Genomic DNA, 19,037 nt, shown 5'->3' on the forward strand with positions numbered 1-19,037 from the left:
AGTAGCGGAACGTATGCAGTTCATACGTGAGAACCTAAAAAAGCAAGCTGACAGGTAGGAACTTCTGCTAAAATCTCCCACGTTCTAAGGGCAACCAAGAATTACCACATCCTGTGAAAGCTCATTTTCACCGGATTTTAGAACAACCTCTTATAGAGGAAGGATGGATGTTATTTATATGGATCGATTACAATCATTTGCTCCAGTTATTCCTGATGATCCAAGAGTATTAATAGTTGGTTCAATGCCTGGAGTGAAATCACTTGCAGAACAACAATATTATGGTAATCCAAGAAATCATTTTTGGAGCATCATGTTTACATTATTGGAAGAAAAACGTGTAGACAACTATCAAGATAAATTAAGTATGTTAAAAAGACATGGTATTGCTCTATGGGATACCATTGGAAGTTGTTATCGAGAAGGGAGTTTAGATGTGAATATTCAAGATGCTGAACCTAACGACATTATTGGATTAGTACAAGATTACCCCACAATTAAATTGATTGGCTGCAATGGCACAAAAGCGTATGACATATTTAGAAAAAATTTTTCTTTAGAAAGCTTCCCGAATGTTGATGTGGTTAAATTACCTTCTACTAGTCCAATTCCTGGTAAATACAATAAAAACTTAGAAGAAAAGATCGAGGCTTGGAAAATTATTATAGATAGTAACGAATAACCCTCCAAGCTAACGACTAAGTAATGATTACATGACGTTGATAATCATTTTTGTATTTATGATAAAAATCGATCATGGGTTGCAATTGGTCTTTAAAATCAGGGCATTGAATTGTTGTCTTTTCTAAATCTTTTGATGCCTGTGTACTACTATATGAACAGTTGTTTTCAAAATAGGCTAATGCTTCTTTTTCCGTTTGTAACCATTTGCGAATAAAAGATAAGGAAAGTGGATAATTTGCAAGGGATATAGGAATAGTTTTATTTGGTGTTACGCTCAAGTGAATTTCAGCTATCATTTGGTACAACTGTCTCATTGTATATGGCGCTGGGTCAGTTAAATGATAGGTTTTACCTTCTCCGATCGGATGAAATCCGAGATAACTTGTTGCTTTCAGTACATAATCGTAAGGTACAAAATTACCTTCTACATTTCCTTCACTTATAAAAGGAATATGTTTTATCATTTTCATACGTTCAAACATATTCAATAAAAAGTATATTCCATCAAATTTTTCAGTGTAACCAGTTTCTGAATGCCCTTTGACAATTCCTGGTCGTATAATTGTGGTTGGTATCGTTTCTTTTAGAGTTTCTACAAGAACTTCAGCTTCAAATTTTGAAGCCTCATAATGATTTTTAAAAGTTTGGTCCATGTTGAGCTCTGTTTCCAAAATAGTGCCTTGTCGAGTCCCAGATACATAAGCAGTACTAAAGTATATGTATCGATTTAAACTCCCTAATGTTTTAAGCCAATTATTGACGTTTTTCGTACCATGAACATTAACTCTCCATGCAATATCAAATGGGACAGCTAAATCATAAATAGCTGCTAAATGAAATACATGTGTCACTTTCTCTTGTAATTGTCTATTTATATGGGGTTCTATAGCAAGATTTGTTTTGGTTATATCTCCACTTATAATAGAATAACGATCTCGTGGTATGGAATGATAAGCAGATTGGTTAATTGCTTCTCGAGCTGCTGCTAATTCCGTTGGTAAAGTAAGTAGATAGATATGTTCGATATCTTCTTGATAATCGACAAGTAATTGCTCAACTAGGTGTCTAGCTAAAAATCCTGGAAACCCAGTAATGAAAAAAGTATACTTCATTGTACTCCTCCCAAAAATCACATGATAATTTTAGTATAGCGTTTGTTTTTAAAGTTTTCTAACATTTCGTTGATTAAAGTGAAATCGGTACGTATAATAAAAATCAATCAAACTATAGTAAAACGATATATATGCATGGAGGATTGAAAAGTTGATGAAAAACCCCCTAGTATTACAAACAGATTTTGGTTTAAGTGATGGAGCAGTAAATGCTATGTATGGTGTATCGATTTCGGTAGACCCTAATTTAAAGATTTATGATTTAACTCATGATATCCCTCCATTTAATATTTGGGATGCTTCTTATCGGTTGTCTCAGACAATTGATTACTGGCCAGAAGGTACCATATTTATATCGGTTGTCGATCCAGGAGTAGGTACGGATCGTTTAAGTGTAGTTGCGAAAACAAAGAGTAATCACTACATCGTCACGCCAAATAATGGAACACTGACTCATATCGCAGATCGAATTGGAATTACAGAAGTAAGAATAATTGATGAAAAAGTAAACAGGCTACCACGTTCTGGAGAATCTTATACATTTCACGGGAGAGATGTTTATGCGTATACTGGTGCAAGATTAGCTGCAGGGAATATTAATTATGAAGGTGTTGGGCCATCTATTGATATCTCTGAAATCATTACTTTACCTCTACCTGGCTCGTCTTCTGAAAATGGTATTATATTAGGGAATATTGATATTTTAGATGTTCGTTTCGGGAATTTATGGACAAATATAGATCGACAAATGTTTATCCAAGAAGGGTATTTTTATGGTGATTGGGTGGAAGTATCTATTGAAAATGAGCGAAAGAAAAAGTATCAAAATCATATTCTGTTTGGACGTTCCTTCGCTGAAACACGTTTGGGAGAGCCCTTATTATTTGTGAATTCATTGGATAAACTAGCAGTCGCTATCAATCAAGGGTCATTTGCGAACGCATATCAAATTGAAACGGGCTCAGATTGGAGGATATATATCACAAAATCTAAACAAAAAAATTAAAAGAGGTTCTATATGAAAGTTTTTGGGTTACGACTTGGAATTTTTCTAGGTATTTGGTTATTGCTGATTATGGTGGACAGTGAATTTATTTCCTATCACATTTTGATTTGTGCTGTAGCATTGTCGTTGTTTTTTTTCCTCACTTTCAAAAGAAGCGTAATGTTATTATACATGTTGTTATTACTTGTTGTTTTTATAGGAGCTATTCTATATACGGATGGAATCCTCTATTCGATTGTGTTGCTCTGGTTTTTATTGTGGGATTCACTTCATCGCATATCTATTCGTATGTACTATGTGTTAACAGCAATTATTTTACTTGGAATATTAATGATAATGTGGATTCAAGAAACGTATCAGATTGGATTGTTGATAAGTACCATTGCAATTGCGATAAGTGGTTATTTTGTATTGAAAGAAATTCATCAAAAAGAATATTACCGTAAAATCTACCATGAACTACTCAATGAGTATCGAAAATTAAAAAGAATGAATATTACTTTAGAAAACAATGCTCGAATGGAAGAAAGAACAAAAATTGCTCGTGATATGCATGATACAGTTGGGCATCGACTTACTGCATTAATTATGCGACTGGAATTACTATCTATGGAACACCCTTCTATTTCACTCGATACATTAAAAGAATTAGCAAGTGAAAGTTTGGAAGACACTCGGCAAGCAGTAAAAACATTGCAGCTAGATGAGTCAGAAGGTATTGCTTCTGTGATTCATCTTATACGTAAACTTGAAGCAGAAAGTCATATTACTGTACAGTTTACAATGAAAAAAGGGGTTCTTAATGTTCCGCTTTCCAATGACAAAAGTGTAATTTTATATCGAATTATCCAGGAGGCTATTACAAATGCTATGCGACATGCAAATAGTCGTGAGGTAAATGTTATATTAAGTAAATCTGCTGATGGTGCACTTACATTTGAAATCTCAAATGCTATTTTTGAGTCAAAGCAATTTGAATTAGGGTTTGGACTTAGGAATATGAAAGAGAGAGTGGTAGAGGTTAACGGGACCTTAAATGCTTATAAATTAGAAAAACGTTTTATTGTATCAGGAAGAATCCCTGTGTAGGAGGCTTGTTAAGAAAGGTGGGGGTTATATTGTATCGAGTGTTGTTAGTAGAAGATCAGCAAATAGTTCGGCAAGGGATAAAAATATTATTAGAACAAGATAAGCAAATTAAAGTTATTGGTGAAGCTACAAATGGTGTGGAAGCAATAGAACAAATGATGGAACATACGGTAGATGTTATTTTAATGGATGTACGTATGCCAGATATGAATGGAATTGAAGCAACAAGGAAAATCAAATCCCAGTGGCCAAATGTACGTATTCTTATGTTGACGACGTTTAATGATGATGAATATACGTTGCAATCATTAAAAGAAGGGGCGAATGGGTTTTTATTAAAAACTGCCGATGGAAAGAAATTAATTGACGCAATTCATAGCTGCATGAGAGGTGGATTAGTACTTCATGATGAAGTGGCAGCAAAAGTAATGCCGAAATTATTGCATACATCGAAGAGGGAATTATCTGTTCAGCTTTCAGAACGGGAGCGTGTAATTACTGCGTTAATTGGGAGTGGATTAACGAATAAGGAAATCGCAGATGAATTATTTCTAACGATTGGAACAGTAAAAAATTATATCACTTCGATACTGCAAAAAACCGAACAAAGAGATCGCACACAACTCGCTATTTTTGCAGTCAGACATGGGATTACAAAAGATTAAATGTCATTGAATTGTTACAACTATATGGATCCAAAATCAAGTTAATGAATTATAATTAAGATATTCTAAGGATAAAAGTCGTGGTGATTACATGATTGAAATCTTCTTAAATGAATTTCATTTTTCAACACTTTGGAATGCAGGGATATTACTTTTTTGTTTACTGTATATAATATGTTATTTCTTTGTGTTACCAGTAACGGAATCTGGAAGCATGAAGAAAGCTGTTTTAACCATACTAGGTGTTACAATATTATTTATAGCAATTGGCAGCCCGTTAAATATTATTGCTCGTTTAACCTTTCAAGGACATATGATACAGATATTGCTTTTAACCGTAGTTTCTGCTCCTTTATTAGTAGCTGGTTGGAAGCCCATTAAAATCAATACATTCTCATTTGTACATACTTGTGTAAGTTGGTTAACGAAACCATGGGTATCGATGTTATTACTGTTGAGCTTTTTTTATGGATATCATTTACCGGTAGTGTTTGACTTTGCAAGGTTGGAATTATATTGGAATCATTTCTTTTTATTCGGATTATTTATTTCTTGTATATTATTTTGGATTTCGATTTTATATAAGATAAAAGTGAGTGAGAAACTCTGGTTGTATGCAGGCATTCATCATCTTTTTCTCATTCCTTATTTTCTATTCTTATATACCGCAAATGAAGGAGTCTACCGAGTATATTCAGATATCACATTATTTATGTCCGCAATTGAAGTTTGCCTGCCTGTAGAGATTAACTATCCAGAACAATTTTATGCTTCATTATTACCTTTTGATCCAGTCATACATCAGCAAACTGGAGTTGTTTTATTTTGGATCAGCTCCTGTTTAATTTATATAATCGTATTATTTTGTAAACAAAGTGTTCAAGAAGGCACTGTCCCAAGTCATTCATAACGATGGTAGGACAGTGTCTTTTTATCGTTGAAGTAAGGCGCTGGCTGAATGATAGTTTTATTTTATGACTTGAGTCATATATAAATGGGGAAACAAATGACGGAAGACAGTATGTTGGTAAGTGATTTTTCAATATAGTAAAAGTAAGGAGGGATGACAATGCTCGAATTAATAGACCTGTCTAAAAAGTTTAAGACTACGGAGGCAGTTAAGTCTTTAAATATGTTCATTGAACGTGGAGAAATTATCGGGTTACTTGGACCGAACGGCGCAGGTAAATCCACTGCTATTTCTATGTTATCTACACTATTGGAACCAACGAGTGGAGATGTTCGTTATTTAAATAATAGTGTATTGAAACAAACATCTTCATTAAGAAAAGAAATTGGCGTAGTACCACAAGAGATAGCTCTATATACTGATTTAACGGCGGAAGAAAATTTGAAGTTCTTTGGTAAGATTTATCGTTTATCAAACAAAGTGGTAAAAGAAAGAATGGAAGAAGTACTAGTACAAATTGGATTGACGGAAAAAAGAAAAGAATTAGTAAAGAATTTTTCTGGAGGGATGAAACGAAGATTAAATATTGGTGTGGCATTGCTTCATCAACCAAAAATCTTAGTAATGGATGAACCTACAGTAGGAATTGACCCCCAATCAAGAAGTTATATTTTAGAAACAGTGAAGCAAATGAATCAAAAAGAGGGTATGACGGTTATCTATACAAGTCACTACATGGAAGAAGTGGAGTATCTTTGTGACCGTATATATATTATGGACCAAGGTGATCTGATTGCTTCTGGTACCAAAGAGGAGATTAAGCAAATCTTATCTTCTGAAAACACTATATCATTGATTGCTGACCGGTGGAGCGATGCTTTTATTGAAAGTCTGAAATTGATACCTTCCATTAATCAACTAACAATAGACGGAAAGGAAATTACATTAATTATACCAAAACAGATTAATCTCTTTCCGGAACTTATCCGTCTAACAGAAGAATACGATGTTGATATTCGTTCGCTAAATGTTAAAACACCTACATTAGAAGATGTTTTTCTGCATTTAACTGGCAGAGCGCTAAGGGATTAGGAGGTAGTGTATGATCGTTCAATTAATTAAAAAACAATTGCTTCTACTCTTGCGTAACCGTATTCAACTATTGATGTTGTTGGTGCTGCCAATTATTCTAATTGTTATTCTTAGTACGGCACTATCAGGATTTATGCAAGGAGATAATCCTCAATTAACGATAAAGATAGCCTGGCTAGAACAACAAGATGAAACATCACAAGTCGATACGTTTTTAGAAAATATGAATGAGTTAGGTGTTTCATCAGATGTATTTCCCGATAAAGATGCGTTACACATGACAACTATACTCCGTGAAGATGTGTTTTTAAGTGAAGAACTGAGTAGCATGATTGAATTGCATCAAATCGATGAATCTGAAAAAGAAAAAATTATAGAAGATGCTAATTATGCAGCAGTTATCGAAGTACCGCAAGATTTTACTTTGGATTTATTACAAGCGATGGCTTTAGAAGACAATTCAGTTCCAAAACTTGAATTATTTTTAAATCAAGAACAACAAATCGGTACTGAGGTAGTCGAATCCATCATTCACAATTTTAATGAAATGATCGTTATGAATCAATTTATGGAAGAAAGTAATTTACCAATTACAGTTGAAGAATTGAATAACCATGATGTGCCAGGAGAATTAAAACATATGGAACAACGTATACCGATATCTTCGCAAGCCTACTATACGATTGGTATGGCAGTTATGAATGCTTTATATGTTGCTTCAACGTTAGGATTTTTCGCCTATCGTGAGAAAGAAATCCACGTATTTGATCGATTGATTGTTGCAGATATGTCGAGATGGAAATTTTTCTTAAGTGTACTTATATCTGGAGCGATTGTGTCATTTATGCAGTTACTTTTTATTTTTGGATTCTCTTGGTTAGTTTTTAAAATAGCATGGCCAAGTATGATGGTATTTTTAACTATAACGCTGTCTTTAGCTTTAGCAGTAGGAGGTACTACGGTGTTATTGACAGCAATTAGCTATCGTATTAATACAGAAGAAATCATTGGGTTTTTCTCTGGCATTATCGTGTCTATTTTTGCTTTCTTAGGAGGAAGCTTCTTTCCAATCGGTGAATTATCACCTCTTATTCAACAAATTGGGAATTTAACCCCAAACGGAGCGAGTTTAAGTGCATATATTCAGGTGTTACAAGGGGCTCCATTTAAAGAAATAGCATCTTATATTGTAGTACTTTTATGTTTTACTGTCGTATCTATTTTACTAGCGGTAATTAGTTATCCAAAAAGGGGGTCTAAGATATGAAAGGGATCCTTTATTCACGAATAAGAGGGTTTGTTCGGCAACCATTTACCTTCCTTTTATTTACAGCCATGGCCGTAATATTCGCTTTACTCATTGGTGGAACAGGTCCAGCCTCAACTATCGTTGTCCCTGTGTATGGGGATGAAGATATTCAAGAAGAGATGAAATCAGAAATACAAAATCAGGAATATTTTACATTTGAGTGGGTCAGTAAAGACGAACTAGAAACAAAGGTAAAAGACGGTGATGCAGATGTAGGCATACTCCTTTATGAAGATAATTTTGATTTAATTGTAGGTGTGGAAAGTACTCATCTAGGAATGATTCGTCAAACCATACAGCAAGTGTATGTTGAAAAAGAACGAGAAATGAAAATTCAGGAAGCGGCTATACAAGCAGGATTAGATGAAGATGAAGTATTGGAGAACTATTTGACCAGTATGGAAGGTTCCTTCATTGAAATTGAAAAAACTAGCTTTCAAGGTGAACAGGATTGGTTGTATGATGGAAATATTCATCGAATCGCAGGATTTTCGTTGTTTTTTGCAATCTATACGATCGCCTACAATGTACTCACTATTTTAGTAGAAAAACGTAATGGATTATGGGATCGAATGATTTTATCCCCACTAAAGAAAACGGAAATGTATATAAGTAACTTAATTTATAGTTTTTTTGAGGGGTACGTACAAATCTGTCTTATTTTTGCAATCTTTCATTATGGGTTTAATATCGATTTTAGCGGAAGATTTTTGGAGGTATTATTATTACTGATACCATATGTTTTAGCTATCGTAGCACTTTCTATTTTAATTACTGCTATTGTAAAAAATTCAGAACAATTTAATGCAGTAATCTCTATTATTGCTGTATCTTTAGCAATGATCGGTGGTGCATTCTGGCCACTTGAAATTGTGGAAAATAAATTTTTACTATTTTTAGCTGATCTAAATCCATTAAAATATGGATTAGAGATTGTACAAGGGCTTTCCGTATACAATTATCCATTAGAAGAGATGGTTCAGCCAGTAAGTATATTATTGTTTATGACCGTATTATTTACCGGAATTGGAATCCACTTAATGGAAAGACGTCATATTTAAGTAAGATATAAAATTAAAAAGCGTAACAAGTTTGTCCCAAACCTTGTTGCGCTTTTGTTATTTTCTAGGAAATTATAAAATTTTGGGGCTGTGGATAAACAACTAAGTTATTTAGCCACGTCCAGCTCCAGCGCCCATCACCTATTGTCCTTCCGGAAACCTCCTTACGATAAGTCAACATCGATTCGCATACGCTTATCGTGTTTCCTTTATCTCAAAGAAATAAAGAAGTTCGACCAGTCGAACCACCCCTTGAAAAACAGGGGCGCAGGACATACGGTGATAAACGGGCGCTTGCGCTTTTGTTATTTTCCAGTGTTTCCATAACATGGTTTCTTCACATGTTTGTTCTTTTAGTATAATAGAATTAGATATAGAAAGGAGCATATAAGTGAAGAAGAAAAAGAAGTGGATTTGGATAGTATCAAGTATAGCAATCTTACTTATTATTATAAATTTTGCAGCTGCATATTTCTTTTATCATTTAGCGATTGAAAGGAATGTGAAGGATTTCTTAAGTGGAAATCAGGATTTAGAAGTTTCTGCTGAGACATTGGATGTTCTATTAGACGGGGATTGGAGAAACTGGTCTGATGAACAAAACTATGAAAATTGGAATATTACTTCTCATGATGGCTTAAATCTAGAAGGATATTTTTTAAGAGCAAAAGAGCCTTCGAATAAAGTAGTAATTATGGCACATGGCTATTTAGGAAAAGGTAAAGATATGGCTCTTTATGGAGAACACTATGTGGAAGAACTAGGTTATCATATGTTAACACCGGACATGCGAGGACATGGGCAAAGTGATGGTGATTATATTGGATTTGGTTGGCATGACCGACTAGATATGATGGATTGGATAGACCAAGTTATTGACCGGTTTGGAGAAGATGTTGAAATCGTCTTACATGGTGTATCGATGGGGGCATCAACCATGCTGATGACTAGCGGGGAAGATTTACCAAGTAATGTGAAAGCTATTGTAGCTGATTGTCCATATACAAGTGTTGCAGATTTGTTTGACTACCAAATTGATCGAATGTATAACTTACCGTCATTTCCATTTATTCCTTCGACAAGTTTGGTAACACAAATGTTTGCTGGTTATACATTTGATGAGGCCTCTGCATTAGATCAAGTTCAAAAAACAGAAATTCCTATATACTATGTCCATGGGGAAGAAGATCAATTTGTTCCTACAGAGATGACGGAAAAATTATATGAAAAAACGTCGAGTCCGAAAGAATTATTATTAGTTGACTCTGCTGGACATGGTGAAGCTTTTGTGAAGAATGAAGATATGTATATTGAAAAACTTAATCGTTTTCTAAATAAATATCTAGACAAATAAACGGTAAGACTCTTAAAGGGTCTTACCGTTTATTCATTTTTTATACATGTTTTAAGCCTTTAATTCGCATATTAATGCATAAATATTAATGTATTTTTATAATTATACTTGCATAAACATACAATAAAATTTATAATATGGATTAATTCCATTTTGAAAAAGGAGCGGTTTATCTTGAAAAAGGCAGCGATTATTGGTGGTACTGGTTATGGTGCTATTGAACTTATTAGACTGTTAGATTCACATCCTTATATAGAATTAGCAAAGATCATCTCGCAATCACAACACGGAGAGTTACTTGATGAAACCTATCCACATCTTGCAACCTATGTTACACAACCTATGCAAGAGCTACATATTCAACAACTGATCGAAGAGATAGATATTGTTTTTCTAGCAACACCGGCTGGAGTAGCAAAAGAGATCGCTGCTAGTTTTCTAGATTCTTCTATCCAATGTATTGACTTATCAGGTGATTTACGTTTGTCTTCCAGTGACTATGAAATGTGGTATCAAAAGAAGCCAGCAAGTGAAGCTTTACTAGAAAAAACGGCATATGGATTAACGGAAGTTTTTCAAGAGAAGATTAAACAAGCGAATATTATATCTAATCCAGGTTGTTTTCCTACTGCTGCTTTATTAGGTCTTATTCCAATGCTTGAAAATAATATTATTGAATCAAAAGGAATTATGATTGATGGCAAAACTGGAATATCTGGAGCAGGTAAAAATTCCAGTGCAAAAACACATTTTTCAACTACAAATGAAAATGTCACTCCATATAAAATTGGAACACATCAACATATACCAGAGATCGAGAAATATTTATCTCAGCATGTTGAAGAATCTTCTGTAAGGGTGACTTTAACGACCCATTTAATTCCAATGACCAGAGGATTAATGTGTACGATGTATGCACCATTACAACAAGATATAGATACCGCTGATGTTATAGATCTGTATAAACATTATTATGAGCAATCATCATTTATCCGGATTCGAAAACAAGGGGAATACCCATCTACGAAAGACGTTACGGGAAGTAACTATTGTGATATTGGAGCATATGTCGACAAACGAACAAATCAACTAATTATATCTTCTGCAATTGATAATCTAGTAAAAGGTGCTGCAGGGCAAGCAATCCAAAACATTAATGTAATGAATGGATGGGATGAAAAAACAGGATTATCTTTCTTGCCAGTATATCCATAAGGGGGAGTATCAATGGAAACGACCACAGTGAAAGAAATATCAATATTAAAAAATGGTCATGTGACGAGTCCATCAGGGTTCTATGCTGGCGGGGTGCATTGTGGGCTACGACGAAAAAAACTTGATTTAGGCTGGATCTATTCCGATACTCCTGCAAGTGCAGCCGGTGTTTATACACAGAATACATTTCAAGCTGCACCATTGCTAATCACTAAACATACGATCGAGCATTCAAAGCAAATCCAATCTATTATTGTGAACTCAGCTAATGCAAATTCATTTACAGGTAAACAGGGCTATGAAGATGCGTTACTTATGCAAAAACTAGTAGCGAATCAATTGAATATTGAACAACATCATGTCGCTGTAGCTTCTACAGGAGTTATTGGTGAACGCTTGCCGATGGATAAAGTAAGAAATGGTATCAGACAACTATCTCATACTCAAGTGGATGCAGAGAGTTTTGAAAAAGCAATACTAACTACGGATACAAGTACGAAACATGTCGCTGTGCAAGTAGAAATCGATGGCAAGCTAGTTACTATTGGTGGAGCGGCAAAAGGTTCAGGAATGATCCATCCAAACATGGCTACGATGCTCTCTTTCATTACGACGGATGCAAATGTTAATCAAGATAGCTTGCAGCAGGCGCTACGTAAGGTTACGGATCAATCCTATAATCAGATTACAGTTGATGGAGATTCCAGTACAAACGATATGGTGTTAGTACTTGCTAATGGGAGAGCAGAAAATAACGAGTTAAATGAAAGTCATCCGGAATGGTCCGTATTTATGGATGCTTGGAACATCGTTGCAATCGAATTAGCGAAAATGATTGCTCGAGATGGGGAAGGAGCAACAAAACTGATTGAAGTAATTGTAAAAGGCGCATCAACAAATCAACAAGCAAGTCAAATTGCCAAAGCAGTCATTTCTTCCAATCTAGTAAAAACAGCTATTTATGGAAATGATGCTAACTGGGGAAGAATTATCGGTGCGATTGGGTATAGTGGTGTACCAGTAGAAGCTAGCAAACTATCGATTGCTATTGGCGGAATTCAAGTTGTAAATAATGGTGAACCGATTGATTTTGATGAGAAAGATTGCAAACAAGCCTTAAATCAAGAAACCGTTAATATAGTAATCGATTTACAAAGTGGTATGGACACAGCAACAGCTTGGGGGTGTGATTTAACGTATGATTACATTAGAATCAACGCATCTTATCGAACGTGAGGTGAAGAAATGACTACAGTCGTGTTTAAAGTTGGAGGGAGTGTATTAAATCAACTTTCTCCTAAGTTTTATCAAGTTCTGTTACAGCTAAAAGAAACAGGAACATGCAATCCAATTATTGTTCACGGTGGAGGACCTGAAATTAATGAAGCGCTAAGTAAAATGAATATAAAAACCGAGTTTGTTGACGGTTTACGAGTAACTTCGGAGGAAGTTCTCAGTATTGCTGAGATGGTTATGAGTGGAACAATCAATAAACGCATTGTATCAAGTATACAGTCGATTGGTGGAAATGCACTTGGTTTAAGTGGAGTAGATGGAAAACTACTACGAGCAAAGCAAATGCATGATGGAAAGCTTGGTTTGGTTGGTGAAGTGGTTGAAGTTAATACAGAATGGTTATCAATCATTATGAATAGTGGGGGCATTCCAGTAATTTCACCAATTGCAATAGGTGATGCGGATAAGCGATATAATGTGAACGGTGATATGGCTGCTGGGGCGGTTGCTGAAGCTTTTCAATCAAAGCTAATACTCGTTAGTAATATTCCGGGAGTCATTGAATCGGTGAACGGAGAAGAAATAATTCATCATCATTTAACTAAACAACAAGTGGAAAGCAAAATAGATTCAGGCGTTATTTACGGAGGAATGATTCCTAAAGTTCGTTCTGCTTTAGCAAGTCTAAAAAGCGGTGTTGCAGAGTCCGTTATTTTAAATGGTTTGAATCCAATTGAAATAAAGAATTATTTAGAAGGAAAAACAGTTGGAACAGTTTTAACAGAAAGAGAGGTAGAGCATGTCTAGTACAACAAAAGTTTCATCAGCAGTAATGCAAACATATAATCGTTTTCCAATAACAGCAACGAAAGGAAAAGGCAGCTTCCTATGGGATGATAATGGGGAGAAATACTTAGATTATACATCGGGGATTGCAACTTGTAATTTAGGGCATGTACCAGATAATGTACAACATGCTATATCAAACCAATTAAAAGATTTATGGCATTGCTCCAATTTATATCATATTCCTAGTCAAGAAAAATTAGCCGCGTTACTTACTGAATATAGTTGCTTAGATCAAGTATTTTTTTGCAACAGTGGAGCAGAGGCAAATGAAGCTGCAATTAAAATAGCAAAAAAGTATGCGAAAGATAAAGGGTATGATGACCGCACTGAAATCATTACTTTCGAACAGTCTTTTCATGGGCGTACTGGATCTACTATGGCTGCTACTGCACAAGAAAAAATACATCAAGGATTTACTCCATTAACAGAAGGGTTTCGATATCTTCCATTTAATAACAAAGAATCATTGTCTGAAATCGATAATGGGAAAACTTCTGCTGTATTATTAGAAGTTATTCAAGGTGAAGGGGGCATACATACTGCAGAAAAAGATTGGTTAAAACAATTAGCTGCTATCTGTAAGCAAGCGGACATATTGCTAATGATTGATGAAATCCAGACGGGGATAGGACGCACGGGAAGTTTATTTGCCTATCAACCATATGGAATAGAGCCAGATGTTATTACGGTAGCGAAAGGTTTGGGATCTGGATTTCCAATTGGTGCCATGCTAGCGAAACAACACATCGCGGCATCATTTTCGCCTGGTACACATGGAAGTACTTTTGGAGGAAATCCAGTAGCTGCAGCAGCTGGTATCGCGACTTTAAAAGAAATATTAAGTGATGGTTTTCTAGAAAATTGTAAGGAAGGTCAAGAGGAATTGTTTAATCAATTAAAAAGTATAAAAGAAATCTCTCCTTTGATTAAAGACATTCGTGGTAAAGGTTATTTAATGGGTATAGAAGTTATGAATCAGGCTAGTGCGTGGATTGAAAAACTTCGCGAAAAACAAATCCTTGTGCTACCAGCTGGTGAGAAAGTAGTACGTATATTACCTCCATTAACGACAACAAAAGAGGAACTACAAATATGTATACAAGCGTTGAAAGAAGTGGCATTAGAACTGGGGGGAAATACAAATGGATAAAGGTTTTTTAGTATTAGAAACCGGAGAAGTATTTGAAGGAATTCTAATTGGAGATAAACAGGCAATCGAAGGTGAACTTGTTTTTAATACCGGTATGACAGGGTATCAGGAGATGATGACCGACCCTTCTTATAAAGGTCAAATTCTTACATTTTGTTATCCGATTATTGGGAATTATGGGATTAATGATATCGATGATGAGAGTAAAGAAATTGCTGTTTCTGCTGTTATTGCTAGTGATATTTGTGATGAACCTAGTCACTATCAGTTAACAAGGTCATTTTCAAAACAATTAGAGCAAGCTGGTATTCCAGGTTTGTTTGAAATTGATACACGTCAGCTTGTCATGATTATACGTGAACACGGTTCTTTGCGAGCAAAAATAGTGACCGACGAATGGGAAACAAAAAATATAACCTGGCAAACACGTAGCTTATTGTCATTAGTTAATAGTGTGTCTGTTAAACAATCAGAAACCTATGGTACAGGTGATACTCATATTGCGATTATGGATTACGGATATAAAAAATCAATTCGAAATGCGCTACTTCAACAAGGTTGTAAAGTGACGGTTGTTTCTTATCAAACACCACTTCATCACATAAAAGAACTGAACCCTGATGGTATTGTTCTTAGTAATGGGCCCGGAGATCCAATGGAGTTACAAGCGTATTTTCCTGTTATCAAACAAATAACACAAGACTACCCAACACTTGGTATTTGTCTGGGACATCAATTAATTGCATTAGCTTATGGGGCAATGACAAAGAAAATGCATTTTGGTCATCGAGGCGGTAATCATCCAGTGAAAGATTTATTCACCGGAAAGGTCTGGATAACGTCTCAAAATCACGGATATGTAGTAGAGGAAGACACCATTGATTATATGCAGTTTGATGTATTATTTAAGAATGTAAATGATCGTTCTTTAGAAGGTTTGAAACATTGTCACTATCCCGTTACTACTGTGCAATTTCATCCGGAGGCACATCCAGGACCAAGTGATACCAATTATATTTTTGAAGATTTCTTAAATGAAGTGAGAGAAAAGAAAGGAGCATTGACGCATGCCAAAGCGTAAGGACATAAACAAGGTACTCGTTATCGGATCGGGTCCAATCATCATCGGGCAGGCGGCAGAGTTCGACTATGCAGGTACACAAGCATGTCTTGCTTTAAAAGATGAAGGTATAGAGGTTGTTCTTGTTAATAACAATCCAGCTACGATCATGACAGACGAACAAATTGCAGATAACGTATATTTAGAACCTTTAAATAAAGAAACGTTAGTAAAAATTATTGAAAAAGAAAAACCTGATGGATTAATAGGCACATTAGGAGGACAAACCGGACTTAATTTATCTATTGAACTATTTGAAGCAGGTATTCTAGAAAAATATGAAGTGGAATTATTAGGTACCAGTGTTGACTCCATTCAAAAAGGGGAAGACCGTGAAAAATTTCGAGAATTAATGATTGAAATAAATGAACCAATATCCGAATCAAAAATTGTTACGAATGTTGAAGAAGGACTTCGGTTTATTGACCAAATAGGATTCCCTATTATTCTTCGTCCGGCTTATACGTTAGGTGGAGAAGGAGGGGGCTTTGCCCATAATGAAGCTGAGTTTGAAGAGTTACTAAATAGAGGATTAGGATTAAGCCCAATTCATCAAGTGTTGGTTGAAAAAAGTATTAAAGGTTGGAAAGAAGTAGAATACGAAGTGATGCGAGATGCAAATGATACATGTATTATCGTTTGTAATATGGAAAATATGGATCCGGTAGGTGTACATACGGGTGATTCCATTGTTGTCGCTCCATCCCAAACCCTAACTGATCATCAATATCAAATGTTACGTTCAGCTTCTGTGAAGGTTATTCGTGCATTAAATGTGGTTGGAGGGTGTAATATCCAGTTTGCTTTAAATCCGGATTCGAATGAATATTGTATTATCGAAGTAAACCCAAGAGTTAGCCGCTCTTCTGCTCTTGCATCTAAAGCTACGGGATATCCAATTGCTTCTATGGCAGCAAAGTGTGCGATCGGACTAAATTTGGATGAATTGAAAAATCCAGTAACCGGTTCAACCTATGCATCATTTGAACCTGCATTAGATTATATTGTCGTTAAGCTACCACGTTTTCCTTTTGATAAATTTTCTGAAGCGGATCGCTCACTAGGAACACAAATGAAAGCAACTGGTGAAGTAATGGCCATAGATCGAACATTTGAAGGAGCGCTTAACAAAGCAGTTCGATCATTAGAATTAGGCGTATCCGGTTTAGATTGGCCAAAGATGGATGAACGAGGAGATCAAGAATTATTCCGTTTAATTGAAACCCCAAATGATCTTCGTCTTTTTGCGTTAGCAGAGGCGCTGAATAGAGGGATATCTGTTGAAACATTGCATCAGAAGACATTTATTGACTTTTGGTTTTTAGCAAAGATCCAACATATTCTTCACACAGAAAAAGAGTTAGCGAATTATACACTAGCATCGCTACCTGTTCATTTGTTTAAAAAAGCAAAAAGGTACAATATAAGTGATGTTCAAATTGCTAAATTACTGCAAACAACGAGTAAGAAAGTGAGAGATTTCGCTAAAGAAATCGACGTACATCCTGTATATAAATTGGTTGACACTTGTGCGGGAGAATTTGATGCAGTTACTCCATATTACTATTCGACATGGTATGGTGAGGATGAAGTACAGATTAATCTTGATTCGAAAAAAATATTAGTAGTTGGCTCTGGTCCTATTCGGATTGGTCAAGGAGTCGAGTTTGACTATTGCTCCGTACACGCCGTACAGGCGCTTCAAAAAGCTGGATATGAAACGATTATGATAAATAATAATCCAGAAACGGTTAGTACCGATTATTCTGTTGCAGATAAATTGTATTTTGAACCCTTGGCATTGGAAGACGTGCTTCATGTTATCGAAAAGGAAAAAGTCGATGGTGTTATGTTACAGTTCGGTGGACAAACCGCAATTAATTTGGCAAATGAATTAGAGAAGGAAGGAATTCCATTATTAGGAACAAAACCTAAAGAAATTGATCAAATGGAAGATAGAGAACAATTTTATCAATTTCTAAATCAATTAGGGATTCCTCATATTAAAGGTGAAATAGTACACAACCAAAAAGAAGTTATATCAACGGTAAAAGATTTAGGTTTTCCTGTTTTGATTCGTCCTTCTTATGTAATAGGCGGGCAATCCATGTATATTTGCTACAATGAGAAAGATTTACTTTCCTATGTATCTAAAATTCAAGAAGATACGCATGATCGTTGCTGGCCACTATTAATAGATGACTATTTACCAGGCATGGAATACGATGTAGACGTTATTAGTGACGGGGAGAATATTGTTATTCCAGGAATTGTGGAACATATTGAAAAAGCAGGAGTCCATTCAGGAGATAGTATCGGAGTGTTTCCGCCGAGGGAGCTTAAATCTGAGCAGCAAGAAAGAATGATAGAAATTGCAAAACAAATTGCCGGCAAATTGCCTATCGTAGGTATAATGAATATCCAATTTGTTATCCATCATCAAACTATCTATGTATTGGAAGTGAATCCAAGAGCTTCTAGAACAGTTCCAGTTATCAGTAAAGTAACAGGGGTTCCGATGATAGAATGGGCGGTTTATTCTCAACTAGGATATCCACTCACTGATATTGTCTCAAAAGTAGGATTATTACCAGCCCCTCATTATTATACGATCAAAGCTCCAGTATTTTCATCGAGCAAATTAAAAGGTGTCGATCAAATCCTTGGGCCAGAAATGAAGTCAACGGGTGAATTAATCGGAATGAGTATGTCTTTTGAAGATGCTATCAAGAAAGCAATTGTACCGGTTAACTTTAATGACAAATATAAACTAGGTGTATTTCTATCTGTTAGTGATCTTTGGAAAGAGGATAGCATTGCATTTATGAATAAGTATAGTCATGTTTTCTCCCGTCTTTCAGCAACAGAAGGAACATCTAAATTTTTGCAGGAAAAAGGTTTTTCGATAGAAGCTATATCAAAAGATATTGGAATGATAGAAGAATATTTTAATGAACATCAGCCAGATGTTGTTATTAATATTCCAAATCAGGGGAGAGATAAAACCAGATTAGGGTATTTATTACGAGAACTTTGTAATAGATATAAGATCCCTTACTTTACTAGCTTTGAGACTGCTCAGACCGTTTTAGGAAGTATGAAGTCAACTGAACTAAAAGTGCAGTCATTACAATCATATACAGCTTCTTTACAAGAAGTAATGACTTTAAATTAATTAGGAAGTG

The 19,037-nt window shown here is 35.3% G+C and carries 16 protein-coding genes; 15 read left to right on the forward strand and 1 reads right to left on the reverse strand.

Annotation, left to right across the window (positions count from 1 at the left end):
* Positions 1–178 precede the first annotated feature (178 nt).
* Positions 179–682, forward strand: coding sequence for a DNA-deoxyinosine glycosylase (locus OB_RS05660; RefSeq protein ID WP_011065466.1), 504 nt, complete (start codon positions 179–181; stop codon positions 680–682).
* A gap of 16 nt (positions 683–698) precedes the next feature.
* Here the strand turns inward: OB_RS05660 and OB_RS05665 are convergent, their stop codons facing one another.
* On the reverse strand, positions 699–1,796 hold the full coding sequence (locus OB_RS05665; RefSeq protein WP_011065467.1) for an SDR family oxidoreductase: 1,098 nt from the start codon (positions 1,794–1,796) through the stop codon (positions 699–701).
* Positions 1,797–1,950: 154 nt separating this feature from the next.
* Here OB_RS05665 and OB_RS05670 point away from each other — a divergent pair, with 154 nt between their 5' ends.
* From OB_RS05670 to OB_RS05735, 14 genes are all read left to right on the forward strand, one after another.
* Complete coding sequence (locus OB_RS05670; RefSeq protein ID WP_041544489.1) at positions 1,951–2,802, forward strand: SAM hydrolase/SAM-dependent halogenase family protein; 852 nt, start codon at positions 1,951–1,953, stop codon at positions 2,800–2,802.
* Between the two features lie 12 nt (positions 2,803–2,814).
* Positions 2,815–3,891: a sensor histidine kinase gene (locus OB_RS05675; RefSeq protein ID WP_011065469.1), complete on the forward strand. Its 1,077-nt coding sequence runs from the start codon at positions 2,815–2,817 to the stop codon at positions 3,889–3,891.
* A 29-nt stretch (positions 3,892–3,920) separates the two neighbouring features.
* Positions 3,921–4,556, forward strand: a complete 636-nt coding sequence (locus OB_RS05680; protein ID WP_041544108.1) for a response regulator transcription factor — start codon at positions 3,921–3,923, stop codon at positions 4,554–4,556.
* A 214-nt stretch (positions 4,557–4,770) separates the two neighbouring features.
* On the forward strand, positions 4,771–5,466 hold the full coding sequence (locus OB_RS05685; protein WP_160162348.1) for a cytochrome c oxidase assembly protein: 696 nt from the start codon (positions 4,771–4,773) through the stop codon (positions 5,464–5,466).
* A 159-nt stretch (positions 5,467–5,625) separates the two neighbouring features.
* Complete coding sequence (locus OB_RS05690) at positions 5,626–6,558, forward strand: ABC transporter ATP-binding protein (RefSeq protein ID WP_011065472.1); 933 nt, start codon at positions 5,626–5,628, stop codon at positions 6,556–6,558.
* Positions 6,559–6,568: 10 nt separating this feature from the next.
* Positions 6,569–7,825: an ABC transporter permease gene (locus tag OB_RS05695; protein ID WP_011065473.1), complete on the forward strand. Its 1,257-nt coding sequence runs from the start codon at positions 6,569–6,571 to the stop codon at positions 7,823–7,825.
* Positions 7,822–8,928 (forward strand): ABC transporter permease, encoded by a 1,107-nt coding sequence (locus OB_RS05700; RefSeq protein WP_011065474.1) that lies wholly within the window; start codon positions 7,822–7,824, stop codon positions 8,926–8,928. Before OB_RS05695 ends, OB_RS05700 begins: the two co-directional genes overlap by 4 nt.
* Positions 8,929–9,319: 391 nt before the next feature.
* Positions 9,320–10,282 carry an alpha/beta hydrolase gene (locus OB_RS05705; protein ID WP_011065475.1) on the forward strand — a complete coding sequence of 321 codons (963 nt, stop codon included), beginning with the start codon at positions 9,320–9,322 and terminating at the stop codon, positions 10,280–10,282.
* A 174-nt stretch (positions 10,283–10,456) separates the two neighbouring features.
* The gene (gene argC, locus OB_RS05710; RefSeq protein WP_011065476.1) at positions 10,457–11,497 is read left to right on the forward strand and encodes an N-acetyl-gamma-glutamyl-phosphate reductase; all 1,041 of its coding nucleotides are present in this window, start codon (positions 10,457–10,459) and stop codon (positions 11,495–11,497) included.
* A gap of 12 nt (positions 11,498–11,509) precedes the next feature.
* Positions 11,510–12,733 carry a bifunctional ornithine acetyltransferase/N-acetylglutamate synthase gene (gene argJ / locus OB_RS05715; RefSeq protein ID WP_011065477.1) on the forward strand — a complete coding sequence of 408 codons (1,224 nt, stop codon included), beginning with the start codon at positions 11,510–11,512 and terminating at the stop codon, positions 12,731–12,733.
* A 9-nt stretch (positions 12,734–12,742) separates the two neighbouring features.
* Positions 12,743–13,540 carry an acetylglutamate kinase gene (gene argB / locus OB_RS05720; protein ID WP_011065478.1) on the forward strand — a complete coding sequence of 266 codons (798 nt, stop codon included), beginning with the start codon at positions 12,743–12,745 and terminating at the stop codon, positions 13,538–13,540.
* Positions 13,533–14,732, forward strand: coding sequence for an acetylornithine transaminase (locus tag OB_RS05725; protein ID WP_011065479.1), 1,200 nt, complete (start codon positions 13,533–13,535; stop codon positions 14,730–14,732). Before argB ends, OB_RS05725 begins: the two co-directional genes overlap by 8 nt.
* Positions 14,725–15,813 carry a carbamoyl phosphate synthase small subunit gene (locus OB_RS05730; protein ID WP_011065480.1) on the forward strand — a complete coding sequence of 363 codons (1,089 nt, stop codon included), beginning with the start codon at positions 14,725–14,727 and terminating at the stop codon, positions 15,811–15,813. Before OB_RS05725 ends, OB_RS05730 begins: the two co-directional genes overlap by 8 nt.
* Positions 15,800–19,027, forward strand: a complete 3,228-nt coding sequence (locus OB_RS05735; RefSeq protein WP_011065481.1) for a carbamoyl phosphate synthase large subunit — start codon at positions 15,800–15,802, stop codon at positions 19,025–19,027. Before OB_RS05730 ends, OB_RS05735 begins: the two co-directional genes overlap by 14 nt.
* Positions 19,028–19,037 lie beyond the last annotated feature (10 nt).

The sequence above is a fragment of the Oceanobacillus iheyensis HTE831 genome, from assembly GCF_000011245.1.
Taxonomy (GTDB): Bacteria; Bacillota; Bacilli; order Bacillales; family Amphibacillaceae; genus Oceanobacillus; species Oceanobacillus iheyensis.